The organism is Burkholderia ubonensis (genome assembly GCF_902833085.1).
GTDB lineage: Bacteria > Pseudomonadota > Gammaproteobacteria > Burkholderiales > Burkholderiaceae > Burkholderia > Burkholderia ubonensis.
This window is the reverse complement of sequence record NZ_CADFEB010000011.1, coordinates 26,652-51,541: the sequence shown is the minus strand read 5'-3', so window position 1 is coordinate 51,541 and position 24,890 is coordinate 26,652. Positions and strand designations below refer to the sequence as shown.

The window sequence follows — 24,890 nt, the reverse complement described above, 5'->3', positions numbered from 1 at the left end:
ACGGCCGCTGCGGCGACGCCGCCGGGGCAGCGGCGCGTCAGCCGCCCGCCAGCGCGCGCGCCAGTTCCGGCGGCGCGCTGCCGATCCGGACGTCCGGCGTGCCGTGCCACGCCGCGAGTTTCGTCACCGCCTTCGCCACGTCGCTCGCCAGCCCCGAGCCGATTCGCACGCCCGGCTCGACGTGCACGGTCTTCAGCTCGAACACCTGCTGCGCGCGATGCGCCTTCGCGTCGATCCGGCCGACCAGGCGGCCGCGATGCAGCACCGGCAGGCAGAAATAGCCGTAGCGCCGCTTGTGCGCGGGCGTATAGCACTCGATCGTGTAGTCGAAATCGAACAGCGCGGATGCGCGCCGCCGGTCCCATACCACCGGGTCGAACGGCGACAGCAGCGTCGTGACGGTCGAGCGCAGCGTGTCGGCCGCGGCGGCCGGCAGCAGCGCGTTCAGCGAATGGTGCGCGTACGCCGGCTCCTTCCAGCCGTCGACGGCGACCGGGATCAGTTCGCCCGCGTCGGCGAGCGCGTCGAGTTCCGCGCGGTACGAACGGCGCGGCAGCCGGTAATAGTCGGCGACCCAGTCGGCGCGCACGATGCCGAGCGCGCGGCACGTGCGGTCGAGCAGCGCCGGCAGCACGGCTTCGCGCGGCGGCAGGTCGCGCGCGTCGTCCCAGCCGGGCAGGATTCGCTCGCGCACGTCGTACACGCGCTGGAAGTTGCGGCGCTCGGCCACCATCAGCTCGCCGGTCGTGAACAGCACTTCCAGGTGGCGCTTCTCCGGCTTGCGGTCCCACCAGCCGTTGCCCTTCACGCCGTCCTCGCGCACGAAGTCCGCCGAGCGCACCGGGCCGTCCGCGTGAATCCGCGTGAGCAGCCGGTCGATGTCGGCGCGGTGGCGCGCATGCCAGTCGGCCGCGTATTTCCATCCCATCCCCGACGGATCGAGCATCTTGTAGCGCATCAGGCCGAACTGCTCGATCGGCAGGAAGCACGCCTCGTGCGACCAGTATTCGAACAGCTGCGCGTCGGCGAGGTGCTCGTCGAGCCATTGCGGCGCATACGCGCCGAGCCGGCTGTACAGTACGAGGTACGGGCTGCGCGCGACGACGTGAATCGTATCGATCTGCAACTGCGCCATGCGGCGGATCGTGTCGAGCACGTCGGCCTTGGTCGCCTTGCGGCGCGGCGGCGTGAGCAGGCCCTGCGCGGCGAGATGCAGCGCGCGGGCGGCGGCGGGCGAGAGCGTAAGCATCGGATGGGCGGGGAGGGTGGCGGTCGGGCACCACTTTAGCGCGAAAGCGGCGGGCGCGCTCGAGTCGCGCCTGCAACGTATCTGCAACGCATCTGACAATCGTTGACAGATGCATGGCCGAAGATTCCTTATAGTGCATTCCAGCGCGCTGCAGTGTGCGCGCCGATTCTGCTTCCGACGCACATACGTCCATGGCACGCAGGAAGCGAATCCGGAGTGCTTGCCCCCATTAAGCGCTCCGTAGCCCTGAGCGGACATCCATGCGGCTGTGCACCGGCCCCGTGTGGATGTCCGCTGATTTTTTTTCTGCCGAGTCTCTTCCCCCGTTTCCCGACCGTCGTTCCTACTGGCGCCTGCCGCGCGCGACTTCGTCGCCGGCGTTCAGCGGCAACCTGCGCGTGATCGGGATCGACGCGAACGAGCACAGCCCGACCACGACGAACGCCGGCCAGAAGTCGGACCAGACCATCTTCGCGTGCCCCTGCGCCCAATGCGACAGGTGCAGCACGAGCCCCGCGACGGTGACGCCCAGGCCGAGCGACATCTGCTGGACGACGCTGCCGAGGCTCGTCGCGCGGCCCGCGTCGCGCGGCGAGATGTCCGCGTAGATCATCGAGTTGAGGCTCGTGAACTGCAGCGCGGGGAAGACCCCGCCGACCAGCACGATCAGCCAGATCGCCCAGGTCGCCATGCCGGGATGGAACACGCCGTAGGCGGCGATCGCGAGCCCCGCGAACGCCGCGTTGTAGATCAGCACCGTGCGAAAGCCGAAGCGGCGCAGCGTGCGGGTGGCCGTCGAGCGGCTCACCGCGCCGCCGAACGCCGAAGCGCAGGTGATCAGCCCCGAGTGGAACGCGGACATGCCGAGGCCCTCCTGCAGCGCGAGCGGCAGCAGGAACGGCACCGCGCCGAGGCCGATGCGGAACAGCGAGCCGCCGACGACGCTCGCGTGATAGGTCGGGATGCGCAGGAACGTCAGGTCGAGCACCGGCCGCTCCTTGCGGCGCGCGTACGGCACGTAGAGCGCGAGCAATGCGGCGCCCGCGCCGCACATCGCCAGCGCGTTGCCGCGCGAGATCAGCGCGCCGTCGATCAGCGTGAGCCCCATCAGCAGCAGCGCGGCGCCGCTCGCCGACAGCAGGAAGCCGAACCAGTCGAGCGGGCCCGGGTCGGGCTCGTGCGTGTTCGCGATGTGCTTGCTGGCGAGATAGATGCCGTACAGGCCGATCGGCACGTTGATGAAGAAGATCATCCGCCAGTGCAGGTACGTCGTGATGAAGCCGCCGACGAGCGGCCCGACCGTCGGGCCGAACAGCGCGGGGATCGCGAGATAGTTCATCGCGCGCACGAGATCCGCGCGCGGCACGGCGCGGAAGATGATGATGCGCCCGACGGGCACCATCATCGCGCCGCCGACGCCCTGCACGAAGCGCGCGAACGTCAGCAGGCCGAGGGAATTGGATGCGGCGCACAGCAGCGAGCCGACGACGAAGATGCCGATCGCGGTGCGGAACACCGCGCGTGCGCTGAAGCGGTCGGCAAGCCAGCCGCAGATCGGGATGAACACGCCGAGCCCGACGACGTACGCGGTGATCGCGATGTTCAGCGTGACGGGGCTGTGCCCGAAGTCGCGCGCCATCGCGGGCAGGGCCGTGACGATGATGTTTGCGTCGACGCTTTCCATGAACAACGCACAGGCAACGATGAGCGGTGCAAGAAAGACGGGCGACATGGGCGGGGCGCGCGTAAAGACGCCATTATGCACCGTTTGCTCCCGGCGCGTCACGCGCGGCAACGGTTGTTTCGAATGTTGCAACAGTTGTTCTTTCGGCGCGGCGCGCGGAAGAGACGACTTCGGCGTGCGCGCGCCGATGGTTGCGCGGTCATCGAACGCCCCTCCTGAACGTCTCCCCCGAATATCCCGTTTGACGGTGTGGAAATCGCGTTTCTAGAATGTGAGCATCGACTCGCTTTCTAAATCCGCTTTCGCGCCATGTCCCGCACGCCTGCCCGAACGCCGCTCGCTCCTCGCAAATCGCCGCGCCAGCAGCGCTCGGCGGCCACCGTCGACGCGATCGTCGAAGCGGCCGCGCGCATTCTCGAGCGCGACGGCTTCGACGGCTATACGACCAACGCGATCGCCGCGCATGCGGGCGTCAGCATCGGCTCGCTCTATCAGTACTTCCCGAATCGCGATGCGTTGACCGCCGCGCTGGCCGAACGCGAAAGCGCGGCGCTGCTCGACGACGTCGCGCGCGCGGCGGCGTCGCCGTCGTGCGACGCGATCCTGCATGCGCTGGTGCGCGCGGCGGTCGCGCATCAGTTGCGCCGTCCGGCGCTCGCGCGGCTGATCGACTTCGAGGAGGCGCGCCTGCCGCTCGGCGCGCAGGCGCAGCGGGTCACGGACCGCATCCATGCGGCGGTGCTGCTCGCGTTCGGCCGGGACGACGCGCCGAGGCTCGCGGCGCCGGATGTCGTCGCGCACGATCTGCTGGCGATGATCAAGGGCCTCGTCGATGCGGCGGGCCAGCGCGGCGAGACCGATGCGGCCGCGCTCGACGCGCGCGTGTGGCGCGCGGTGCGCGGCTATCTGCGCGAATGGAACGAATCGCACGAACCGGGTGACGCGTCGCTTGCGTAACGCGCGCGTTTCGTGCGAAAGTCGGGCGGCTTGCCGCATGTAAGCAGAACCTGACGACGCGCTTCGATCGACGGCCATCGAATCGGGCGCACCGCGCGAATCGAGACCTCGTGCCGATCCACTCACCATCGCAAGGAGGGGACACGTCATGACGTCACGTCGTGCCGCATCGATCGCATCATCGCCGCTCGCGCCGCCGGCGCGGCGCATCCGCTGGGCCGCCGCGCTGGCCGTTACGTATCTCGCCGTCGCGGGCTGCGCCGCGCAGGCGGACAGCGCGAACCAGGCCGCAAACCAGGCCACGACCCGTGCCACCGCTCAGTCCGCGGTGCCGGCGGCGAATGCGGTGCTGCCGCCGCCGAGCCAGCTATACGGCGACCTGTTCGTCGCGGTGCAGACCGCGCAGCTCTATCCCGACCAGAAGACCTTCGTCGACGCGACGCCGGACACCGATCCCGCGACGATCGTCCGCTTGTATCAGCAGCAGCAATCGCAGCCGGGCTTTTCGCTGAAGGCGTTCGCCGACCAGCATTTCACGCCGCCCGTCGACACGGGCGTCACGCCGCCGCCGAACCAGACGCTGCGCGAGCACATCGACTGGCTGTGGCCGAAGCTCACGCGCACGAGCGCGACGGTTGCGCCGTACAGCTCGCTGATTGCGCTGCCGAAGCCGTACGTGGTGCCGGGCGGGCGGTTCCGGGAAGGCTATTACTGGGACACCTATTTCACGATGCTCGGCCTGCAGGTGTCCGGGCGCGAGGATCTCGTCGACGCGATGCTCGACAATTTCGCTCACCTGATCGATACGACGGGCCACGTGCCGAACGGCAACCGCACGTATTACGCGAGCCGTTCGCAGCCGCCGTTCTTCGCGTACATGGTGACGCTCGCCGCGCAGGCGGAAGGCGACAAGGTCTACCAGAAGTACCTGCCCGCGCTGCGCAGCGAGCATGCGTACTGGATGCAGGGCGAGCGCACGACGCCGCGCGGCGGCGCGACGCGCCACGTGGTCGCGCTGCCCGACGGCGCGATCCTGAACCGCTACTGGGATGCCGGCGACACGCCGCGCGACGAGTCGTATCTGGAGGACGTGAAGACCGCGCAGGCGGCGTCCGGCCGCCAGGCGAACCAGGTGTGGCGCGACCTGCGCGCGGGCGCGGAAAGCGGCTGGGACTACAGCTCGCGCTGGCTCGGCGACGGCAAGACGCTCGAGACGATCCGCACGACGTCGATCGTGCCCGTCGACCTGAACAGCCTGATGTTCCATCTCGAGACGACGATCGTGAAGGGCTGCACGCTCGCGCGCGACGTCGCGTGCGTCGCCGATTTCTCCACGCGCGCGGAGCAGCGCGCGAAGGCGATCAATCATTACCTGTGGAACCGCCGCGGCTATTACGGCGACTACGACTGGCAACTGCGCCAGCCGCGCGACGCGGTCACTGCGGCCGCGCTGTATCCGCTGTTCGCGGGCGTCGCGTGGCCGGAGCGCGCGAAGGCGACGGCCCGCGAGGTGCGCAAGACGCTGCTGCAGCCCGGCGGTCTCGCGACGACGACCGCGACCACCGGCCAGCAGTGGGATGCGCCGAACGGCTGGGCGCCGCTGCAGTGGATCGCGGTCGACGGGCTGCGCCGCTATGGCGAGCCCGCCCTCGCGAAGGAAATCGGCACGCGCTTTCTGGCGAGCGTGAAGCACGTGTATGCGACCGAGGGCAAGCTCGTCGAGAAGTATGTGGTCGAGGGCGCCGGCGCGGGCGGTGGGGGCGGCGGCGAATATCCGCTGCAGGACGGCTTCGGCTGGACCAACGGCGTTACGCTGAAGCTGCTCGGGTTGTACGGCGAGTGACGCGCGCGCCGTGAGCGGACAGCGTCCCGGCGGCGTGCTTGCCGCCGGGACGCCCGGCATCAGAACGTGATCGTCGTGCGCACGCCGACGACCGTCTCGTCGCCGATGCGCGCGCCCGGCGCGTTCGGATTCGGGATGCCGCCCGACGGACGGAAAAAGTGCTGCAGGTCCGCCTGCAGTTGCCACCACGGCGTGACCTGATACTGATAGGTCGCTTCGACGACCGTCTCCGCGCGGCGCACCGGATAGCCGGGCGTCGTGTACACGCCGGTGTCGCCGTCGAGCGCGCGCGCGTGCGAGCCGACCTTCGCGTAGCCGACCGCGAGACCGGCGACGTCGTTGTCGCGGCCCGCGAACGGCGCCTTCAGCGTGACGCCCGCGTTGATCGCCAGATCGACGACGTTGCGGTCGCCCGGCGCGCCCATCACGCGCGCGAACACGCCCAACGAGCGCGGGCTGTCCGGCGCCTGGCGCCACACCATCTGGTCCGCGACCGCATAGAACCCGTAATTGCCGTGGTGGCTCGCGGGGATGCCGTTGCTCGCCGGATTCGCGAGCGACAGGCCGTCCGTGCCGGTGCGCAGATCGTCGAAATGCTGCGACTGATACCAGACGCCGAGCTTGTAGGTGCCCGGCAGGCCGGCCGGCTGCGGTGCCTTCGGGGCGGCCGGCGGTGCGTTGAGCGCGTACTGCACCTCGCCGATCAGCAGCGCGCCGCTGCGCAGGTTGAAGTTGGTGCCGTGCGCGTTGAGCTGCTGCGCATCGCCGCCGAAACGGCCGGCCGGGTTGCCGTCGAACACGCCGCCCAGCACGGTCCATGCGTCGGACGGCTTCACGCGCAGCCGCACGCCGAGCGACGACAGCGGATACGCGGGGCCGCCCGCGGGCAGGTCCACCGCCGGCAGCACGGGCCAGCCGAACGTCGCGTTCATGAACGACGTCGCGTACTGGCTCACCATGAATTCCTGGTCGAGGCTCTGCTGGCCGATCTTCACGTCGGCCTTGCCGTCGAGGAACGCCTGCTGGTACCACAGCTCCCACAGGCGGGTGGTCGAGTTCGCTTCGATGCCGGTCGCGGTCTGCAGCGTCTGCAGGTTGCGCTGCGTGAGATTGGTGCCATGGATCTGCAGCCCGGACACGTTGAACGTGCCGCCCGGCAGGCCGATCGCCTTGGCCGTGTCGACGTTCAGGCCGAACTGCGTGAGGCCCTGGTATGCGCCGCCGCGCGCCGTGCCGCCCGACGTGTTGTACAGGTATTCGCTGGTTTCCTGCAGGTTCAGCGTGACGCCGTGATCGCCGAGCACGTCGCGCAGGCCGCCCAGGTTGCCGAACAGGTTCGAACGCTCCCAGAAGCCGGTGGGCGCCGGTGCGGCGGCGGCATCGCCGGCGCCGGCGGCAGGCTCGGCCGCGGGCGATGCGGATTGCGCGAACGCGGGCGCGGCCGCGAGCGACAGCAGCAGCGTCGCGCACGCATGGAGACGGGTTTTGCGCCGCGTGGGCTCGAAGTGGTTTTTCATGCGAGTTCCATTGAATGATTGTTTAGTGTGACTAATGGAATGAACCGGTGAGGCGATGCGCTTACGGCAGCCAGGCGCCGACGCGCCAGACCTGCGCGAAATCGATGCGCGACGCGGCCGAGCATAGCAGCGCGACCAGCGCCACGGCGGCGGCCATGCCGCCGAGCACGACGCAGTCGGATGCGCGGGCCGGGAGCAGCGCGTCCGCGAGCGCGGCGCCGCGCCAATTGCTGGCGGCGTGCGCGAGCGGCGACAGCGCCGAGACGAGCGAGCGGTTGCACGCGACGTGTACATATCGCTTGAGTCTGACCGCGAACGATTGAAAGAACATGACGTTGCCTCCGTCCGGCCCGGCGGCGAAGCCGGACGACGTGATGGATCCCGGGCGCGCGCGGTGCGGCCTGCGATCGGCGTTTGATACGGTACGGAGCGTGCGACGGATGAACCGGCAAGAACCGGCTCGGGAGGAAGCGCGCTAACCCGACGAATGCGAGCTAGCGGCGAAGGACATGCCCTGGGCTGCTGCTATCTCGCGATGGCTTGGCCGGCTTGAACCGGCATCGAACTGCAACTAGAGCATGTGTCCACGGAGGGACTCCTGTGTTGAATTGCGGCGGATTGTAGTCGTGTCGTTTGCTGCAGCGCAAGTAAAAATCGCACAAAAGCTTGCATGCGTTGCGCGCACGTCGCGGCGGCGGGCGGTGGTCGTTTCAGCGCGTGCGAGCCGCCGGCGCGGTTGCCCGGCGCCGTTGCGCATGCGCATCGGCCGGGAAGCGTCCGCGCCCACGCTGAAAGGTTCGGGCGCGCGATTTCGAGGGCAAATCTTTCAGTGCCCGAGCCCCGAGAATATTTTTGCGATAACGGGGATTCAAGGGGTTGACTTCGGTTTCCGGCGGTCCATAGAATCCGGCATCTTCACTCTTGGGGCGAACGCCTTGGACGCTTGCAGTAGTCGATCTTCGAACGAGTTTTCCGCCTGAGCGACCAACGTACGCGCCTTTCCCACGCCGCCGTTTGTCACTGAGGCAAACGGTGCGCGCAGCAGTATTTCGCAGTAACTCCCTACGTGCACCCTGATTCGCGCCAGTCACGCGTGATGCCGTCGCGCATGCGCTGTCTGGTTTCGCCGCTGTCCGGCATGCGGCCGCGTTCGCGCACGCCTTTCGCAGGCATGCGCACGCGGTGTCCCGCATGCAGGACGGCGGTCAACCGTGTTCTTCCGGAACACTGAACAGGAGCCGCCGTGAACGACAGTGACAGTTGTCCCTTATGCCGCCAGACCCTTTTCAATCCGGGTCGCAGGGACAATCCGGCCGAATAGCCTGACGTTGCTCAGGCGCCGGACTGGCCCCGCGCCCACGACGCGGCCGGCACGCACGCTGCCGCCGCACGGAGCCAGACCATGAACTTCGGCCTTCTGCTGTCGCAATTCCCGCACGTCAACGAATCGCGCCCGCAATACGACGCGATGCTGTCGCTCGAACGCCGTCAGACGGTATTCGTCCGCCTGCTGAACCAGCTGAAATCGCTAGTCCGATAAAAAGCGCCGAGCGCGCCTCGGCATGCGCATGCGCGGCTGCCGCCACGTGGCTGCGCACGCTCATGCCAAGGCTACACGCTTGAAAAATAACCATTAGTCGTACGGAACACATCATGTCCACGCCATCCAACGTTTCTCCGCCGATCGCCGTCGAACGCAGCGCCGTGCTCGACGAAGCCCACCTGGGCGACATCCGCGGCGCGCTCGGCACCATCGCGCATCACGACACCGCAGCGCGCGGCACGTGGTGGGCGCGCCTGCGCACGCTGCTCGCCATCCTCGGCCCGGGCCTGATCGTGATGGTCGGCGACAACGATGCGGGTGCGTTCGGCACCTACACGCAAGCGGGCCAGAACTACGGCACGACGCTGCTGTGGACGCTGCTGCTGCTCGTTCCGGTGCTGTTCGTGAACCAGGAAATGGTGCTGCGCCTCGGCGCGGTGACGGGTGTCGGCCATGCGCGCCTGATCTTCGAGCGCTTCGGCAAGTTCTGGGGCGCGTTCAGCGTGATCGACCTGTTCCTGCTCAACGCGCTGACGATCGTCACCGAATTCATCGGCATCACGTTCGTGCTCGACTTCTTCGGGCTGCCGAAGGTCGCGGGCGTGTGCGTGGCCGCCGCGCTGACGATGGCGGCGGTCAGCACCGGGGACTTCAGGCGCTTCGAGCGCTTCGCGGTGGTGCTGTGCGTGCTGAGCCTGCTGCTCGTGCCGGTGCTCGTGACGATCCATCCGCCCGTCGCGCAGATGTCGCGCGACTTCTTCGTGCCGAACTGGCCCGCGCACGCGAAGCTCTCTGACGTGATGCTGCTCGTGATCGGCATCGTCGGCACGACGGTCGCGCCGTGGCAGCTGTTCTTCCAGCAGAGCTACGTGATCGACAAGCGCATCACGCCGCGCTTCATGAAGTACGAAAAGGCGGACCTGTGGATCGGGATCGTGTTCGTGCTGATCGGCGCGGTCGCGATGATCGGCTTCAGCGCCGCGCTGTTCGGCGGCCATCCGGAGTTCGGCAACTTCACCGACGCGGGCGGCATCATCGCCGGCCTCGAGAAGTATTCCGGCCGCACGAGCGCGACGCTGTTCGCGGTTGCGCTGCTCGACGCGTGCATCATCGGCGCGGCGGCCGTGTCGCTGTCGACCGCATACGCGATCGGCGACGTGTTCAAGATCCGCCATTCGCTGCATCGCAACGTGTCGGACGCGAAGGGCTTTTATCTCGTCTACTTCGGCATCGTGGCCGCCGCCGCGGCGATCGTGCTGATCCCGGGCAGCCCGCTCGGCCTGCTGACGGAGGCGGTGCAGACGCTCGCGGGCGTGCTGCTGCCGAGCGCGACCGTGTTCCTGCTGCTGCTCTGCAACGACAAGCAGGTGCTCGGGCCGTGGGTCAACTCGATGAAGCTCAACATCTTCACGGGCGCGGTGATCTGGGTGCTGGTGATGCTGTCGATCATCCTGACCGCATCGGTGATGTATCCGGACATCAGCGGCGACGCGATCGTCGACGTGCTGGTCGGCGGCAGCGTGTTCGCGATCGTCGGCTATCTCGCGACGGTGCTGATCCGTCGCAACAAGCGCGTGATCGAGCCGGGCGTCGACCGCTCGCTGCGCGACACGTGGCGCATGCCGCCGCTCGACACGCTCGAGCCGCAGGTGATGACGCTGACGACGCGCATCTGGATGGGCGTGCTGCGCGGCTACCTCGTGATCGCGGTCGGTCTCGTGATCGTCAAGGTCGTGCAGATGATGCTGCTCAAGTAAGATCGCCTGATGGACGCGGCGCCGGACCCGGCACCGCGCCGCTTCCCGTGCATGCCGGCCTTCGCGGCCGGCATGCGCGTTTACGGCGTGCGAAATGCATGCGAAACGCGCGCCGCATCCGGCTCAGATCAGTTCGAGCTTCGACGTCAGGTAGGTGAGCTGGATCCGGTTCGCGACGCCGAAGCGCTTGCGCAGCTTGCGCAAGTGATAGTCGACGTTGTGCGCGCTGGTGTCGAGGCGCCGGCCGATTTCCTTGTCCGACGCGCCTTCGGCGATGCCGATCAGCAGTTCCTGCTCGAACGGCGTGAGGCCGTTGACCGTGCGTTCGCGCGACGTCGCGATCAGCTGCGGCGATGCGAACTTGTGCACCGACAGCCCGATCGACAGCGCCTGCTCGACCGTCGCCGGCGTGATCCACTCACGCGTGCGGCGCGGCGCGGTGAAGCTCATGAACGCATGCAGCCGCGTGCCGGGCACGGCCATCGAATACATGATCCCGCTGCACATCCCGTCGTCCTGCATCGTCTGCAGGAAACCGTCGAGCGCGCCGGACGGCACGCTCGCGCCGTCGTTGCGTTGCCGGTGCTGGCGGCGCAGCTGCTGCAGGTCCCACACGATCGGCATGTTGCAGACGCGTGCGCCGAGCGTGCGCGGATCGATGTCGTGATGGCTGTGCCGCACGTAGTCGCCGCGATAGGTCGCGGGCGTGAACGCTTCGTGAAGGTAGAGGCTTTCGACGCGCTCCTGCGCGAATTCCAGCGCGAAGTACGCGAACGTCGAGAAGCCGGTCAGGTGCAGCAGGCTCGTCACGATGCGATTGCGCTCGGCGGTGCTCTGCGCGTGCGCGAGCGTGTCCGCGACGCCGAGCCGCGGCGCGTGCGGCTGCTCGACGTCGCCGCGCTTCACGTCGTCGCACCAGACGACCTGCACCGGGCGGGGGCGCGGCGCGCCGTCGCGGCACGCCAGGTCGCCTGACGGCAATGGAAATTGTGGGGCGACCGCTTCTTCATGCAAGGCAATATCGGACATGAGCCATCCCTCGGAACCGACGCGCACTACCGCGGCGGCCGCATCGTGAATGGCCGGTCGCGTCATTGCGATCGAAGCATTGTTGTTTATGGGCGCCGATCGACATCCTGACCAAGCGCGGGGGCATTGTACAAAAATGCCGGTGTGCGCGTAATATCCCGTAATACTAATCGCGCCGAATATTTCATGCAGAGGCGCGAAGACGGATCGTAACGAAACCATAAAGAAAAGACCAAGTCGTGACGGGGCTGCTGGATTCACAACATTGAGAAAATGGGCGGGCTCTTCATGACCTTTACTGACGGAACGCCACTCGTCGAGTGGTTCTCGCAGGCCGACCTGGCGGCCGCCTTCGCAGGTTCGGCCGAATTGCAGGCGGCGAACCGGGAGGTTTTTACCGTCGTTCAATCCGCGGCCGGTAAATCCGACCCGGGCGCATTCGATTTCGCGCAATGCCATGCGCGCTTGCGGCAGATCGGTTTCAGCACGCTCGGTTATGGCGCATATGAAATGATCGGGCGGCGCATGCTGTGCGCGCATGTGCTGCGCGATCTCGCGCCGGCGACCTTCATGCAGCCATATATAGAAGGCATGCTCTACGAAACCGATCCGCGTTTCGCGCAAGTGCGCCAGAGCGGCTTTCCGGTCGCGTGGCGGCTCGACGACATCGAGGCGGCCGCGCAGCGCGGCGGCGACCGCAAGGTGGCCGCGCTCGCGGGCCACCTGCGCGCGCATGCGATGAACAGCGGCGTGATCTTCAGCCTGTCGGCGCCGCGGCTCGACCTGCGGGTCGCGGTCAACGTGACGTCCGAAACGCACGGCACCGACTGGATCGACGATCGCGTGATCGGCGGCGCGCTGTCGGTGAGCCTCGCGGTGCACCGCGTCGCGCTGCCGTTCCTCGAGGCGCGCGTCGCGCGTGCACGCGGCTTCGCGCTCGGCCAGGAGCAGCAGGCGGTGCTCGAGCGGCTCGTGCACGGCCTGTCGGACCAGGAGATCGCGAGCGCGCTGCGCACGTCGCTGCACAAGGTCGGCCATCACATCCGTTCGCTCGAGCGGCTGTTCAACGTACAGAACCGCGCGCAGCTCGCGTATCTCGCCGGGCGCCGGCTGCGCGCGTAGCATCGATCGCGGCGATGGGAGCGGTTCCGGCCGCGCCCGTTCGAGCCGTCCGCGAGGGTTTCGTAGTCCGATTCGTCCGTCCCTGAAAAACCGCCTTCGACGCTACGAGGCGGGTCCGTTTTTCCGCAGTACCGCGTCGCTACACTCGTCGCATTCAATGCACCGCGCGGCGCGGGGGGCCGCGGTTGCCCCGTTCGCGCGCGATACCGAGAGGGCGACGACACGATGGCAGAACCGAAGGCGCTTCCCCGCGACTGGCAGCGGATGTTTTCCGCCGGCCGCGGCGTGTCCGGTCGTCGCCTCGGCGCGTCGCCGCGCGCGGACCTGTTCCTCGCCGCGTTCATCGTCGCGGTCGTCGCGCTGTTCGTCCTGCCGCTGCCGCAGATCGCGCTCGACGGGATGATCTCGCTGAATCTCGCGGTGAGCGTCGTGCTGCTGACGGTGTCGACCTACGTGCCTTCGGCGGTCAGCTTCTCGTCGTTTCCGGCGCTGCTGCTGTTTACGACGCTGTTCCGGCTCGCGCTGAACATCGCGTCGTGCAAGCTGATCCTGCTGCACGCGAACGCCGGCCACGTGATCGACGCGTTCGGCCGGCTCGTCGTCGGCAACAACGTCGTCGTGGGCGGCGTCGTGTTCCTCGTGATCGCCGTCGTGCAGTTCATCGTGATCGCGAAAGGTTCGGAGCGGGTCGCCGAAGTCGGCGCGCGCTTTTCGCTCGACGCGATGCCGGGCAAGCAGATGAGCATCGACGCGGACCTGCGCGCGGGCATCATCAGCGCCGACGAGGCGCGCGAGCGCCGCGAGAAGCTCGAGCAGGAATCGCAGATGCATGGCGCGATGGACGGCGCGATGAAGTTCGTCAAGGGCGACGCGATCGCGGGGCTCGTGATCGCGTTCATCAACATCGTCGCGGGGATCGCGGTGGGCACGCTGATGCACGGGATGGGCATCGGCGACGCGCTGCAACGCTACGCGATCCTGACGGTCGGCGACGGGATGGCGTCGCAGATTCCGTCGCTGCTCGTGTCGATCGCGGCGGGCATCGTGACGACGCGCGTCGCGACGCGCGATGCGCGGCAGCGCCAGCTCGGCGAGCAACTGGGCGAACAGCTCGGCGCGCATCCGCGCGCGCTCCTGATCGCGGCGCTCGTGCTGGCCGGCTTTCTGGTGGTGCCCGGCTTCCCGAAATGGTCGTTCGCGCTGATCGCGGCCGGGCTCGGCGCGTTCGCGTTCACGCAGCTCAAGCGCAAGACCGCCGCGCCGAGCTTCAACCTGATACACGTTGCGGGGCGCGTCGGCGCGGCCGACGACGGGCAGCCGGCGAAGATGGCGCACGCGGCCGGCGTCACGTCGCTGATCGCGGTGTCGCTGTCCGACGACCTGCGCACGAGCCTGAACCTCGCGCAGCTGCAGGCGGCGCTGACGAGTGCGAAGGCGCGCGTCGACGCGGACATCGGCACGGTGTTTCCGCGCCTCACGCTGAACGACGACGAAGGCGCGGCCGCCGGCACCTACCGGATCTATCTGCAGGACGTGCTCGCCGCGAGCGGCGCGCTGAAGCCCGGCTGGCTGCTGTGGGACGGCGCGTCGCCGCTGCCGGAGCGCGCGGAGCGCCAGCCGGCCGAGGCGTTCGGGCCGTTCTCGACCGCGCTGTGGATCAAGCCCGACGGCGCGGCGCCGGACGCCAAATGGCTGACGAGCGAAGCCGCGCTCGCCGCGCACGTCGAGCAGATCGTGCGCCAGCACGCGGACGAGCTGCTCGGCATCCAGGAAACGCAGGCGCTCGTGCATCTCGTGCGGCGCGATCACCCGGAGCTCGTCGGCGAGCTCACGCGGCTCGTGCCGCTGCAGCGCGTCACCGACGTGCTGCGCCGGCTGCTCGCCGAGCAGGTGCCGATCCGCAACCTGCGCGTGATTTTCGAGAGCCTGATCACGTGGGCGCCGAACGAGCCCGACGACGCGGTCGCGCTGGTCGAGCTGGTGCGCGTCGACCTGCGCCGGATGATCACCGACCGCCACGCGGGCGCGGCGCGCCAGCTGCGCGTCGTGCTGTTCGAGCAGAACCTGCAGGAGCGGATCGAGAGCGCGGTGATGCGCACCAAGCAGGGCAATTTCCTCGCGTTGTCGAGCGCGGTGAAGCAGGACATCTGCGAGCAGGTGCGCGCGATCGTGCAGGCCGCGGGCGCGAGCGGCCCGCACGGCGCGGCGCGGCTCGCGGTGATGGTGGCGCTCGGCGCGCGCCGCTACGTGAAGACGATCCTGCAGCCGGTGCTGCCCGAACTCGCGGTGCTGTCGTACCAGGAGGTCGAGGAGGACGTGCAGCTGCACACGATCGGCTGGGTGAAGAACCCGCCCGACGACGGCACGGTCGGCGCGGGCGCCGAGGTGCGCGCGCCGGGAGCAGCGCGATGACGGGCTCGACGATTCTCGATCTCACCCGGCAGGCGCTGATGCTGGTGCTGCTGCTGTCGCTGCCGATCGTCGCGATCGCGACGGTCACGGGCCTCATCGTCGCGATCCTGCAGGCGGTCACGCAGGTGCAGGACGCCAACCTCGGCATGGCGGTGCGGCTGATCGCGGTGATGGTCGCGCTCGTGCTGCTGTCGGGCTGGCTCGGCGGCGAGGTGCTGCGCTTCGCGCAGCAGGCGCTGGAGCGCATGTTCGTTTCTTCCACAGGAGTGTTTTGATGTGCCGACGCGTCGCTTCGGTCTGGTTCCAATCCCGCGGCCTGCAACGGGCCGCACTCGCGCTGTGCGCGACGGCGCTGCTGTCGGCGTCGCTTTGCATGACGCTCGCGCAGCCCGCGCGCGCGGCGGATCTGCGCTGGCGCAACAAGCCGTTCACGATCGTCGCGAACGGCAAGAAGATCGCCGATTTCATCCGCGAGCTGGCGGCGTCGCAGGGCGTGACGGCGGTCGTCGATCCGAAGGTGGACGGCGTGATCAGCGGCCGCTTCTCCGGCACGCCGCAGCAGACGCTCGACACGATCTGCTCGACCTACGGGCTCACGTGGTACTACGACGGCTCGTTCCTGTACGTCGATCCCGCCGACCAGTCGCAGACGCAGATGATCCCGATCCCGCCGAACGCGGCCGGCGAGATCGGCCGCGCGCTGCAGGCGATGCAGGTGGCCGACAAGCGCTTCACGCTCGTGATCAACGACCGCGCGAACAGCGTGTACGTAGCGGGGCCGCGCCGCTACGTCGAGCTCGTGCGGCAGGCGATCGGCACGGTCGGCGACCCGGCCGCGAACGGCCAGCACGCGGACGTTCGCGCGTTCCGGCTGAAGTACGGCTGGGCGTCGGATGTCACGATCAACCGCTCGGGCAGGGAAGTGGTGGTGCCGGGCGTCGCGACGATCCTGCGCCGGCTGTTCGGCAAGGGCGGCGGCGGGACGAATCTCGTGCCGGCGAGCGCGCCGCTCGGCCAGGCGGCGCGCCAGGTGAAGCTCGGCTCGGGCCTGACGATCGCGGTGCCGCGCCTCGATTTCCCGGACATTTCCGGCGGCCCGCGCTCGGGCGGCTACGGCGGCGGCTACGCGAGCGACGGGGCCGGCGCGTTCTCGCCGTTCGCGAACGCGGGCGGCGGCGACACGCTGCCGCAGATCGAGGCCGATCCGGCGATCAACGCGGTGATCGTGCGCGACCTGCCGGAGAACATGTACCGCTACCAGTCGCTGATCGGCCAGCTCGACGAGCGGCCGCGCATCGTCGAGATCAACGTGACGATCATCGACATCAACGAGGATTCGCTCGACAGCCTCGGCATCGACTGGCGCCTGCACACGAAGCACGGCGACGTGCAGATCGGCAACGGCGCGAACCCGCTGACCGGCAACACGCAGTTCGGCGGCGCGGGCAATCCGCCGCTCACGTTCGGCATCGACACCAGCGACGCGGGCCAGATCGGCGCGTTCATGCCGACCGGCATCGCGCTCACCGCGTCGATCGGCGGCTCGCTGCGCAACTACCTGCTGACGCGCGTGAACGCGCTCGCGCAGAAGGGGCAGGCGCAGCTCCACTCGAAGCCGAAGGTGCTCGCGCTCGACAACACCGAGGCGATCCTCGAGAACCTCACGCAGTTCTACGTGCAGGTGCAGGGCTACCAGGATTCGTCGCTGTACAGCGTGACGACCGGCACGAGCATCAAGGTGACGCCGATGATCGTCGACGAAGCCGCGCGGGCCGCGGCGGCCGGCAGCCCGCAGAGCGTGATGATGTCGATCGACATCCAGGACGGCAACATCGTTCCGGGCCAGGCCGTGTCGAACGTGCCGGTGATCCAGCAGCGCAACATCGTCACGAAGACGATGATCGACGAGGGCAAGAGCCTGCTGATCGCGGGCTTCAACGACGACGAGGTGCGGCTGAACAAGAGCGGCGTGCCGTGGCTGTCCGACATCCCGCTGATCGGCAACCTGTTCAAGTACACCGACAAGACCGGCAACCACATGGAGCGCTTCTATCTGCTGACGCCGCGCGTGGTCACGACCGCGTCGATGTATGCGCCGGACGGCTCGCCGGTGAATCCGGGTCTCGACGTGCCGCCGAATTCCGACGGGCTGTCGATGTATCGCCCGCCGGACAACGACGTCGCGGTGCCGCTGACGCCGAAGCCGCTGCCCGGCACGAAGTTCGGTCCGCCCGCGTTGCCGCCGCCGAAGGACGCGGCCGCGCAGCCGGCGACGGCGACGACCGCAGGAGCGTCCGCCCATGTCGACGACCGCCATTGATCCGCACGGCGACGGTGCGTTGCCCGGCGGCGCGGCCGCGCTCGCGTCGCCGTGGAACCTGTGCTTCCTGAGCGGACCGATGTACGGCCGCACGATGTCGCTCGCGCGCGGCGCGAACTGGATCGGCACGTCGGCCGACTGCGAAGTGATCCTGCCCGATCGCGAGATCGGCGCGAAACAGGTGTGCCTGCAGGTCGGCGCACTCGCGGTGACCGTGCAGAACCACGGCGGCGACGCGGGCGCGCCGGTGCTGTTCAACGACGCGCCGCTCGGCGCGAGCCGCCGCTCGCTGACGCCGCAGGACGTGGTGACGATCGGCGCGATCAGGCTCGGCATCGCGCGGCATGCGCAGGCGAGCGTCGCGGTGCCCGACGAGGCCGGCGCGCCGGAGGCCGCGCGCGAGGCGGCGTGGCTCGGCTGGCTCACGGGCGGGCTGCGCCGGCTCGGCAGCCGGCGGCTCGTGATCGCGGTCGTCGCGCTGTGGCTCGGCGTGCTGCTCGGCGCGCTCGGCTACGGGCTCGTCGCATGGTCCGGCCGGCTGCCGTGGCAGCACGAGTCGGTGCTCGCGCGCACGCACCGGCTGCAGCGGCTGCTGCATGCGTATCCGGAGCTGGCCGTGTCGCCGCGCGACGACGGCGCGCTCGTGTCCGGCTACGTGAGCGACGCGGCCGCGCGCGAGCGCGTCGCGCAGATCGTCGCGGGCGTCGACAACGCGGCGCTCGGCAATCTCTACGTGGTGAGCGACCTCGTCGCGACCGCGCAGACCTATTTCAGCGACACGGCGCTGACGGTGACCTATCTCGGCCGAGGCCGGATCGAGCTGACGGGCGCGGCCGCGCGCGCGCAGATCGAGCCGAGGATCCGCAACTACATGAAGGACGCGCGTCCGGCGCTCGAGGTCGTCGATCACGTGCGCGACGCGGAAGCCGCCGCGCCGCGCACGACGGCCACGCTCGGCGGCTCGGCCGGGATTCCCGAGATCACGACCGTGTTCGCCGGCGACGGCGACCAGCGCTACATCGAGACCGTGGACGGCAGCCGCTATTTCGAGGGCGCGAAGCTGAAGGAAGGGCCGACCGTCGTGTCGATCGGCGCGGACGAAGTGGTGTTCGAGCGTAACGGCCAGCGCATCACGATGCCGCTCGGCGGCGTGCCGGCGCCCGCGGCGTCGCCGGCGCCGCCCGTGCCGCCGGCCTCGAGCGGCGCCGCGGCCGGCGTCGCGCAGCCGGTGCCGGGGCCGGTGCTGCTGCCGGGCGCGAACGCGCCGGCAGCGGCGAGCGGGGCGGCGCGCTAGCGCCGCAGGAAATCAGACGCGGCGCGCAGGTGCGTGCCGCGCGGCAAACGCGAGACGTCGCCGTTGGGGCGGCGGCTCACGTCGCCGGCGGGGCATGGGGCTGCCGCCGGATGGTGGGTGAACTTCACGTAAAGGAGCGAAGCATGGGTGCCTCGACAGGTGGTGTGACCAATACGGGCGATGTCCAGAAACAGGCGGACGACCTGACCAAGACGCAGCTGGAGCTGACGAAGATCAACTTCCAGGTTCAGCAGTCGACCGCGACGTTCGAAACCAGCAACGCAGTGACCGCGCAGGAAGGGACGGCGAACGCCCAGGTTGCGCAACACCTGAGTTCCGCCGGCCGCGCATGACGCCGGGCGCCGGCGCCGGCCGGCGCGGCGTGCGCGCGTGCCGGCCGGCCGGCCCGTTCCGGCGCGCGCGGCGCGAGCGGTCCATGCGGTCCATGCGGTCCGATATGCAGCAAGGAGAACAGACCATGTCAGTGACAGGCGTAAGTGTCGCGCCGGGCGCGGCCGCGCTCGCGAGCGGCGCGCAGCAGCAGGCGGGCGCGGCGTCCGATCCGGCGCAGGTGCGGCAGTTCGATGCGCTGATGCAGCCGGGCGCATCGCCGGGCGGCGCAGCGTCGGCGGCGCCGGCGAGCGTGCCGCCCGACGCGGCGCCGGCAGTGCGGATGACGCCCGCGCAGGCGAACCAGTCGTCGCTCGTCGAGCGGCTGCGCACGTACGGCAACGACCTCGATGCGCGCTACGCGAACATCGACAAGCATCGCACCGAGATGCTGACGTCGATGGCGGACAACCGCAGCGATCCGCTGATGACGATGGTGAAGGCGATGGACTTTCAGTGGACGGCGACCACCACGATTTCCGAATACCAGTTGAGCCTGTCGGTCGCACAGGCGGCGAACGGCTTCACGCACACGGTGCTGAAGACGCAGGAGTGACGCACCGCGGCGCGCGCGGCGGGAGCGCGGCGCGCGCCGGAAACGTGGAAGGAACTGCGGACAAACGATGACGATGATCGATTCGACGCCGCGCGCTGCTGCGTGGCGCAGCCGGGCGGCGCGTGCGCTGCTCGCGGGCCTGCTCGTGCTGCTCGCCGGCTGCCAGAAGGAGCTGTACTCGGGCCTGTCGGAGGCCGACGCGAACCAGATGATCGCGGTGCTCGGCGAAGCGGGCATCGACGCGTCGAAGGACAACGACGCGCGCGACACGTCGGACCGCGACGCGTGGCAGGTCAGCGTCGCCGACGGCGACCTGCACGCGGCGCTCACGGTGCTGCGCGCGAACGGACTGCCGAAGCCGCGCCATGCGAGCCTCGGCGAGCTGTTCCAGAAGCAGGGGCTGGTGTCGACGCCGGCCGAGGAGCGCGTGCGCTACCTGTACGGCGTGTCGCAGGACCTGTCGCGCACGCTGCAGGACATCGAGGGCGTGGTGGTCGCGCGCGTGCAGGTCGTGATCCCCGAGAACGACCCGCTCGCGGACAAGATCCGGCCGTCGTCGGCCGCGGTCTACATCCGCTACCGGCCCGGCGTCGACCTGCGCGCGATGGCGCCGATGGTCAAGGATCTCGTCGCGCACAGCATCGAGGGGCTGCAGTACGACAACGTGTCGCTGTTCCTGCAGCCGGCCGCCGAACGCGCGGCGCGCGTCGACGGCATCGGCAGCGCGCTGGCCGACATCGTGCGGCTGCGCTCGCCGCTCGGCTGGCTCGTGTTCGCGCTGATCCTGCTGACCGGCGCGGTGATCGCGCTGTCGGCCGCGCGGCGCGGGATGTTCGGCGCGCGGCTCGCGAGCCTGCTCGGCGTGGCGCGCGGCGCGCAGGCGAACGCGAACGGCGGCGCGGGCGGTGCTTCGCTGCGCACGCCGGACGGCGCGCGCGACGGCGCATGAGCGATCCGCGCGTGTTTGGGGCGGCCGGCGATCCGGTGGCCGGCGATCCTGCGGCAGGCGATCCTGCGGCAGGCGATCCTGCGGCAGGCGATCCGTCGCCCGGCGCCGCGCCGCTGCCGTGGCTGCAGCCGCTCGCGCCGCCGCCCGCGGCGCGCCGCGCCGCGTTCCACCGGCTCGTATGCGACTTCAACCTGCGTCCCGACCGCTATCTGCACGTGACGCGCGTGCCGGCCGACTGGCCCGCGCGCTACCGGTCGCCGGACGCGTTCGGGCCGGCCGGGCAAAAGCTGGTCGCGCGCCACTTGCTCGACGCGCACGACGTGGCCGGCCGCCACGACTTCGACGCCGCGAACCCGTGCGCGCGGCTCGCGCTGCTGCCCGGCGCGGCGCTCGAGCAGCTGGCTTCGTATGCGGGGCTGCTGCTGCATCGCGCGTGGCTGCGCGACGCGCTGGCCGGGCGGCGCATTCGCGCGGAAGTCGCGGCGCGGCTCGGCGGCGATGCGCTCGAACTCGTGCTCGAACGCGCGCCGGAATTCGGTGCGCTCGCCGAAACGCTCGAACCGTGGCGCGCCGATCCCGCCGCGCTGCCGGTCGTGATCCGCGCGCGCGGCGGCCGGCTGCTCGCGGATTTCATCGGCGTGGCCGGCGACGCGGTCGCGCGGCGCGTGCGCCTGAAATTCAACCGCGCGATCGACGCCGAGGCGCCGTACTGGCTGAACCGCGCGCAGCGCGACCAGTTCGGCGAGCTGATGTTCCTGTTTCTGATTCCCGAGAGGCTTGCGTCATGGGACTGGCTTTTCTGATCACGAGCGACAACCTGCAGCTGCTGTCGGAGCGCAAGGTGCTCAAGGAGCGCGAGTACGCGGCGCTGCTCGACGCATCCGCGGTGATCGCCACCGCGCATGAGGAAGCCGCGCGCATCGTCGCCGACGCGCAGCGCGAATTCGACAGGCGGCAGGCGGCCGGCTACGAGGAAGGGATGCGGCGCGCGCAGCGGGAGCAGGCCGCGCAGGCCTACGCGCAGTCGCTCGCCGCCGCGCGCACGATGGAATCGATGAAGGATGCGATGGCCGAAATCGTCGTCAAGGCCGTGCGCGCGATCGTCGGCGAGATGAGCACGCAGACGCTGTACGCGGCCGCGCTCGCACGCATCGCGCCGCTCGTGCGCGACGAGGCGTTCCTGACCGTGCGCATCGCGCCGGGCCGCGAGGAGGAGATGCGCGAAGCGCTCGCGGGCGCGTTCGCCGGCCAGTCGAACCGCCAGAAGATCCGCATCGTCGAGGACGCGCAGCTCGAACGCCACGCGTGCACGGTCGAGACGCCGTCCGGCCGGATCGACGCGAGTCTCGACCTGCAGATCGACGCGCTGCGCCAGGCGATCCGCCGCGACGCGCTGAAGGGCGCCGCGCGATGAGCGCGCCGCTCGACGAAGCCGGCGCGCCGGCCAGCGACGGCAACGGCGACGCCGCGCCGTTCGACCGCGGCCGCCTCGTCGGCGAGCTCGACGCGGGGCTCGCGTTCTTCTCACCGGTGTCGGTGCAGGGGCGCGTCAATCACGCGGTCGGGCAGATCCTGAACGCGACCGGCATCCGCGCGCGGCTCGGCGAGATCTGCGAGCTGCGCACGCCCGGCCAGCCGACGTTGCTCGCCGAAGTGGTCGGCTTCTCGCGACAGACGACGCTGCTCACGCCGCTCGGCGACGTCGCCGGGCTGTCGCCGGAGACGACCGTCGTGCCGTCCGGGCGCGAGCATGTGTTTCCGGTGGGCGAAGGGCTGTTCGGCCGAGTGCTCGACGGGCTCGGCCGGCCGCTCGACGAGCGCGGCCCCGTGACGGGCGCGGCGTGGGTGTCGACCCAGCAGGACCCGCCGAACCCGCTCGCGCGGCAGATGATCGACACGCCGTTTCCGACCGGCGTGCGCGTGATCGACGGACTGATGACGCTCGGCATCGGGCAGCGGGTCGGCATCTTCGCACCGTCCGGCGTCGGCAAGAGCACGCTGCTCGGGATGATCGCGCGCGGCGCGCAGGCCGACGTGAACGTGATCGCGCTCGTCGGCGAACGCGGCCGCGAGGTGCGCGAATTCATCGAGCACAGCCTGTCGCCGGAGGTGCGCGCACGGTCGATCGTCGTCGTGTCGACGTCCGATCGCCCCGCGATGGAGCGCGTGAAATCCGCACTGGTCGCGACCGCGATCGCCGAGCATTTTCGTGACGAGGGCAAGCGCGTGCTGCTGCTCGTCGATTCGCTGACGCGGTTCGCGCGCGCGCAGCGCGAGGTCGGCCTCGCGAGCGGCGAGCCGCCGACGCGCCGCAGCTTTCCGCCGTCGACGTTCGCGGTGCTGCCGCGCCTGCTCGAACGCGCGGGCCAGGGCGCGCGCGGGTCGATCACCGCGCTCTACACGGTGCTCGTCGAAGGCGACGAGGAATCGGACCCGATCGCCGAGGAAGTGCGCTCGATCCTCGACGGCCATATCGTGCTGTCGCGCAAGATCGCGCTCGCGAACCGCTATCCGGCGATCGACGTGCTCGCGAGCCTGTCGCGCGTGATGCCGCTCGTCGCGAGCCGCGCGCACCAGCATGCGGCCGCGCGCGTGCGCGAGCTGATCGCGAAGTACCAGGAGATCGAGCTGCTCGTGCAGATCGGCGAGTATCGCGAAGGCAGCGACCGGCTCGGCGATCTCGCGCTGCGGGCGCGCGACGCGATCGCCGCGTTCTGCGCGCAGGCATCGGACGAGGACGTGCGCTTCGACGCGCTGCTCGCGAAGCTGACGAGGCTGGCGAACGAGCATGTCTGAAGCCGACGACCGTCTCGTGCTTGCGACGCTCGCCCGCCTGAAGCGCGTGCGCGAGATGCGCAGCCAGATCGCGCGCGTCGCGGCCGCGCGCCAGCAGGGCATCGCCGCGCAGAGCCGGCGCGCGCTCGCGGCTGCGCAGGCGCAGCTCGCGCAGCAGGTCGCCGCGAAAACCGCGATCCAGACGCGGCTCGCCGACGACGTGCGCGACGCGCGTGCACTGCAGAATGCGGCGGCCGACACGCGCACGTTCGACCGGCATATCGGCACCGCGCATGCGTCGGTGAGCGAGGCCGCGCACGTGCATCGCGGTCACGAAGCGACGCTCGCCGACCTGCAGCGCGCCGCGCGCAAGGCGAAGGCCGCCGAGGACAAGCTTGAGAAGGCCGGCGAGAAGGCGCTGCTTGCGCGCGCCGCGCGGGTCGAGCGCGACGCCGACGACGTCGCGGACGGCTACGCGGTGCGACGCTTCTCGACGGGCGGCACCTGGATGGCCGGCGCGGGCGACGCGTCCGGGCATGCGTCCACGCCGACGCAGGCCGCGGCCGCGTTCGATGCGGCCATGACCGAAGCGGAAACGGGCGCCGATATCGCCGCTGAAGCCGACGCATCCGCCGCGCCCGACGATCCCGTTCCGCCCGCCGCCGCGGAGCGCCGATGCTAGACCAGGCCGCGGGCTTCAACGACGTCGCCGGCATGCTGCGGCCGCTGCTCTACGTGATGCCGCGACTGTTGCCGATCATGTTCGTCGTGCCGGTGTTCAACGAGCAGATCGTCACGGGCCTCGTGCGCAACGGGATCGCGGTCGTGATCGCCGCGTTCGTCGCGCCGACGATCGATGCCGCGCAGGTGGCCGCGCTGCCGTTCCTGATGTGGTGCCTGCTCGTCGCGAAGGAGGCGATGGTCGGCATGCTGCTCGCGGGGGCGTTCAGCGCGGTGCTGTTCGCGATCCAGGGCGTCGGCTACCTGATCGACTTCCAGACCGGCAGCGGCAGCGCCGCGTTCTTCGATCCGATGGGCGGGCACGAGGGCGGCCCGACCTCGGGATTCCTGAATTTCGTCGCGATCGCTCTGTTCGTCACGGCGGGCGGCTTGCAGGTGCTCGTGCAACTGTTCGCGCAGTCGTACGCATGGTGGCCGATCGGCTCGCTCGGCCCCGATTTCTCGTCGATGCTGCAGACCTTCGTGGTGCGTCAGACCGACACGATCTTCGACTGGATGGTGAAGCTCTCGGCGCCGGTCGTGATCGTGCTGGTGCTCGTCGAGCTCGGCATCGGCCTCGTCGGGCGCGCGGTGCCGCAGCTCAACATCTTCGTGTTCGCGCAGCCGGTGAAGAGTGTGCTCGCGATGCTGATGATGATGCTGTTCCTGCCGGTCGTGTACGCGTCGCTGCATGCGCTGCTGAGCCCCGACAGCGGATTGATGGCGCTGCTGCGCGCGCTGTTCGCGCCGCACGGCGCAACCTGACGGCGCGC

22 protein-coding genes are annotated in these 24,890 nt (G+C 69.7%); 17 read left to right on the top strand and 5 right to left on the bottom strand.

Features of this window, described 5'->3' with window-relative positions:
* Window positions 1-37: 37 nt before the first annotated feature.
* Together HWX31_RS28420 and HWX31_RS28415 are read right to left on the bottom strand one after the other, a co-directional pair.
* Window positions 38-1,249, bottom strand: coding sequence for a winged helix-turn-helix domain-containing protein (locus tag HWX31_RS28420; RefSeq protein ID WP_174965230.1), 1,212 nt, complete (start codon window positions 1,247-1,249; stop codon window positions 38-40).
* A gap of 343 nt (window positions 1,250-1,592) precedes the next feature.
* Window positions 1,593-2,981 (bottom strand): MFS transporter, encoded by a 1,389-nt coding sequence (locus HWX31_RS28415; RefSeq protein WP_174965231.1) that lies wholly within the window; start codon window positions 2,979-2,981, stop codon window positions 1,593-1,595.
* Between the two features lie 261 nt (window positions 2,982-3,242).
* On the opposite strand from HWX31_RS28415, the gene HWX31_RS28410 reads away from it, so the two are divergent.
* The gene (locus HWX31_RS28410; protein WP_174965232.1) at window positions 3,243-3,890 is read left to right on the top strand and encodes a TetR/AcrR family transcriptional regulator; all 648 of its coding nucleotides are present in this window, start codon (window positions 3,243-3,245) and stop codon (window positions 3,888-3,890) included.
* A 148-nt stretch (window positions 3,891-4,038) separates the two neighbouring features.
* A complete protein-coding gene (gene treA, locus HWX31_RS28405) occupies window positions 4,039-5,733 on the top strand; it encodes an alpha,alpha-trehalase TreA (RefSeq protein ID WP_174965233.1) in 1,695 nt (564 codons plus the stop codon).
* A gap of 59 nt (window positions 5,734-5,792) precedes the next feature.
* Here the strand turns inward: treA and HWX31_RS28400 are convergent, their stop codons facing one another.
* Entirely contained in the window at window positions 5,793-7,250 is a 1,458-nt protein-coding gene (locus HWX31_RS28400) for a carbohydrate porin (protein WP_174965234.1), read from the bottom strand.
* Between the two features lie 61 nt (window positions 7,251-7,311).
* A complete protein-coding gene (locus tag HWX31_RS28395; RefSeq protein ID WP_174965235.1) occupies window positions 7,312-7,581 on the bottom strand; it encodes a hypothetical protein in 270 nt (89 codons plus the stop codon).
* Window positions 7,582-8,652: 1,071 nt separating this feature from the next.
* Between HWX31_RS28395 and HWX31_RS28390 the strand changes: the two genes are divergently transcribed.
* Together HWX31_RS28390 and HWX31_RS28385 are read left to right on the top strand one after the other, a co-directional pair.
* Window positions 8,653-8,790: a hypothetical protein gene (locus HWX31_RS28390; RefSeq protein ID WP_174965236.1), complete on the top strand. Its 138-nt coding sequence runs from the start codon at window positions 8,653-8,655 to the stop codon at window positions 8,788-8,790.
* 113 nt (window positions 8,791-8,903) lie between these two features.
* Window positions 8,904-10,550, top strand: coding sequence for an NRAMP family divalent metal transporter (locus tag HWX31_RS28385; protein ID WP_174965237.1), 1,647 nt, complete (start codon window positions 8,904-8,906; stop codon window positions 10,548-10,550).
* A 123-nt stretch (window positions 10,551-10,673) separates the two neighbouring features.
* Here the strand turns inward: HWX31_RS28385 and HWX31_RS28380 are convergent, their stop codons facing one another.
* Window positions 10,674-11,579: a helix-turn-helix transcriptional regulator gene (locus HWX31_RS28380; RefSeq protein ID WP_174965238.1), complete on the bottom strand. Its 906-nt coding sequence runs from the start codon at window positions 11,577-11,579 to the stop codon at window positions 10,674-10,676.
* A gap of 288 nt (window positions 11,580-11,867) precedes the next feature.
* Here HWX31_RS28380 and HWX31_RS28375 point away from each other — a divergent pair, with 288 nt between their 5' ends.
* From HWX31_RS28375 to sctT, 13 genes are all read left to right on the top strand, one after another.
* The gene (locus HWX31_RS28375) at window positions 11,868-12,701 is read left to right on the top strand and encodes a helix-turn-helix transcriptional regulator (protein WP_059610193.1); all 834 of its coding nucleotides are present in this window, start codon (window positions 11,868-11,870) and stop codon (window positions 12,699-12,701) included.
* A 225-nt stretch (window positions 12,702-12,926) separates the two neighbouring features.
* On the top strand, window positions 12,927-15,113 hold the full coding sequence (sctV, locus tag HWX31_RS28370; RefSeq protein ID WP_174965239.1) for a type III secretion system export apparatus subunit SctV: 2,187 nt from the start codon (window positions 12,927-12,929) through the stop codon (window positions 15,111-15,113).
* Window positions 15,110-15,388 carry a type III secretion system export apparatus subunit SctS gene (gene sctS, locus HWX31_RS28365; protein WP_059610112.1) on the top strand — a complete coding sequence of 93 codons (279 nt, stop codon included), beginning with the start codon at window positions 15,110-15,112 and terminating at the stop codon, window positions 15,386-15,388. Before sctV ends, sctS begins: the two co-directional genes overlap by 4 nt.
* On the top strand, window positions 15,388-17,433 hold the full coding sequence (gene sctC, locus HWX31_RS28360) for a type III secretion system outer membrane ring subunit SctC (RefSeq protein WP_174965240.1): 2,046 nt from the start codon (window positions 15,388-15,390) through the stop codon (window positions 17,431-17,433). The genes sctS and sctC overlap by 1 nt, the downstream gene beginning before the upstream one ends.
* Window positions 17,414-18,727, top strand: coding sequence for a type III secretion system inner membrane ring subunit SctD (gene sctD, locus HWX31_RS28355; RefSeq protein ID WP_175933993.1), 1,314 nt, complete (start codon window positions 17,414-17,416; stop codon window positions 18,725-18,727). Before sctC ends, sctD begins: the two co-directional genes overlap by 20 nt.
* A gap of 143 nt (window positions 18,728-18,870) precedes the next feature.
* Complete coding sequence (locus HWX31_RS28350; RefSeq protein ID WP_042588308.1) at window positions 18,871-19,080, top strand: hypothetical protein; 210 nt, start codon at window positions 18,871-18,873, stop codon at window positions 19,078-19,080.
* Between the two features lie 125 nt (window positions 19,081-19,205).
* Window positions 19,206-19,673, top strand: a complete 468-nt coding sequence (locus tag HWX31_RS28345) for a hypothetical protein (RefSeq protein WP_059610109.1) — start codon at window positions 19,206-19,208, stop codon at window positions 19,671-19,673.
* A gap of 67 nt (window positions 19,674-19,740) precedes the next feature.
* Window positions 19,741-20,622, top strand: a complete 882-nt coding sequence (gene sctJ / locus HWX31_RS28340) for a type III secretion system inner membrane ring lipoprotein SctJ (RefSeq protein ID WP_175933992.1) — start codon at window positions 19,741-19,743, stop codon at window positions 20,620-20,622.
* Window positions 20,619-21,425, top strand: a complete 807-nt coding sequence (locus tag HWX31_RS28335) for a SctK family type III secretion system sorting platform protein (protein WP_244143865.1) — start codon at window positions 20,619-20,621, stop codon at window positions 21,423-21,425. The genes sctJ and HWX31_RS28335 overlap by 4 nt, the downstream gene beginning before the upstream one ends.
* Entirely contained in the window at window positions 21,407-22,036 is a 630-nt protein-coding gene (sctL, locus tag HWX31_RS28330) for a type III secretion system stator protein SctL (protein WP_174965769.1), read from the top strand. The genes HWX31_RS28335 and sctL overlap by 19 nt, the downstream gene beginning before the upstream one ends.
* The gene (sctN, locus tag HWX31_RS28325; RefSeq protein ID WP_174965768.1) at window positions 22,033-23,418 is read left to right on the top strand and encodes a type III secretion system ATPase SctN; all 1,386 of its coding nucleotides are present in this window, start codon (window positions 22,033-22,035) and stop codon (window positions 23,416-23,418) included. Before sctL ends, sctN begins: the two co-directional genes overlap by 4 nt.
* Window positions 23,411-24,079 carry a hypothetical protein gene (locus HWX31_RS28320; RefSeq protein ID WP_174965767.1) on the top strand — a complete coding sequence of 223 codons (669 nt, stop codon included), beginning with the start codon at window positions 23,411-23,413 and terminating at the stop codon, window positions 24,077-24,079. The genes sctN and HWX31_RS28320 overlap by 8 nt, the downstream gene beginning before the upstream one ends.
* The gene (gene sctT, locus HWX31_RS28315) at window positions 24,073-24,882 is read left to right on the top strand and encodes a type III secretion system export apparatus subunit SctT (RefSeq protein WP_059718546.1); all 810 of its coding nucleotides are present in this window, start codon (window positions 24,073-24,075) and stop codon (window positions 24,880-24,882) included. The genes HWX31_RS28320 and sctT overlap by 7 nt, the downstream gene beginning before the upstream one ends.
* Window positions 24,883-24,890 lie beyond the last annotated feature (8 nt).

Bases quoted from the DNA above. Each gene is read 5' to 3' on its own strand.
- HWX31_RS28420 (WP_174965230.1), bottom strand. From the start codon at position 1,249: ATGCTTACGCTCTCGCCCGCCGCCGCCCGCGCGCTGCATCTCGCCGCG.
- HWX31_RS28415 (WP_174965231.1), bottom strand. From the start codon at position 2,981: ATGTCGCCCGTCTTTCTTGCACCGCTCATCGTTGCCTGTGCGTTGTTC.
- HWX31_RS28410 (WP_174965232.1), top strand. From the start codon at position 3,243: ATGTCCCGCACGCCTGCCCGAACGCCGCTCGCTCCTCGCAAATCGCCG.
- treA (WP_174965233.1), top strand. From the start codon at position 4,039: ATGACGTCACGTCGTGCCGCATCGATCGCATCATCGCCGCTCGCGCCG.
- HWX31_RS28400 (WP_174965234.1), bottom strand. From the start codon at position 7,250: ATGAAAAACCACTTCGAGCCCACGCGGCGCAAAACCCGTCTCCATGCG.
- HWX31_RS28395 (WP_174965235.1), bottom strand. From the start codon at position 7,581: ATGTTCTTTCAATCGTTCGCGGTCAGACTCAAGCGATATGTACACGTC.
- HWX31_RS28390 (WP_174965236.1), top strand. From the start codon at position 8,653: ATGAACTTCGGCCTTCTGCTGTCGCAATTCCCGCACGTCAACGAATCG.
- HWX31_RS28385 (WP_174965237.1), top strand. From the start codon at position 8,904: ATGTCCACGCCATCCAACGTTTCTCCGCCGATCGCCGTCGAACGCAGC.
- HWX31_RS28380 (WP_174965238.1), bottom strand. From the start codon at position 11,579: ATGTCCGATATTGCCTTGCATGAAGAAGCGGTCGCCCCACAATTTCCA.
- HWX31_RS28375 (WP_059610193.1), top strand. From the start codon at position 11,868: ATGACCTTTACTGACGGAACGCCACTCGTCGAGTGGTTCTCGCAGGCC.
- sctV (WP_174965239.1), top strand. From the start codon at position 12,927: ATGGCAGAACCGAAGGCGCTTCCCCGCGACTGGCAGCGGATGTTTTCC.
- sctS (WP_059610112.1), top strand. From the start codon at position 15,110: ATGACGGGCTCGACGATTCTCGATCTCACCCGGCAGGCGCTGATGCTG.
- sctC (WP_174965240.1), top strand. From the start codon at position 15,388: ATGTGCCGACGCGTCGCTTCGGTCTGGTTCCAATCCCGCGGCCTGCAA.
- sctD (WP_175933993.1), top strand. From the start codon at position 17,414: ATGTCGACGACCGCCATTGATCCGCACGGCGACGGTGCGTTGCCCGGC.
- HWX31_RS28350 (WP_042588308.1), top strand. From the start codon at position 18,871: ATGGGTGCCTCGACAGGTGGTGTGACCAATACGGGCGATGTCCAGAAA.
- HWX31_RS28345 (WP_059610109.1), top strand. From the start codon at position 19,206: ATGTCAGTGACAGGCGTAAGTGTCGCGCCGGGCGCGGCCGCGCTCGCG.
- sctJ (WP_175933992.1), top strand. From the start codon at position 19,741: ATGACGATGATCGATTCGACGCCGCGCGCTGCTGCGTGGCGCAGCCGG.
- HWX31_RS28335 (WP_244143865.1), top strand. From the start codon at position 20,619: ATGAGCGATCCGCGCGTGTTTGGGGCGGCCGGCGATCCGGTGGCCGGC.
- sctL (WP_174965769.1), top strand. From the start codon at position 21,407: ATGGGACTGGCTTTTCTGATCACGAGCGACAACCTGCAGCTGCTGTCG.
- sctN (WP_174965768.1), top strand. From the start codon at position 22,033: ATGAGCGCGCCGCTCGACGAAGCCGGCGCGCCGGCCAGCGACGGCAAC.
- HWX31_RS28320 (WP_174965767.1), top strand. From the start codon at position 23,411: ATGTCTGAAGCCGACGACCGTCTCGTGCTTGCGACGCTCGCCCGCCTG.
- sctT (WP_059718546.1), top strand. From the start codon at position 24,073: ATGCTAGACCAGGCCGCGGGCTTCAACGACGTCGCCGGCATGCTGCGG.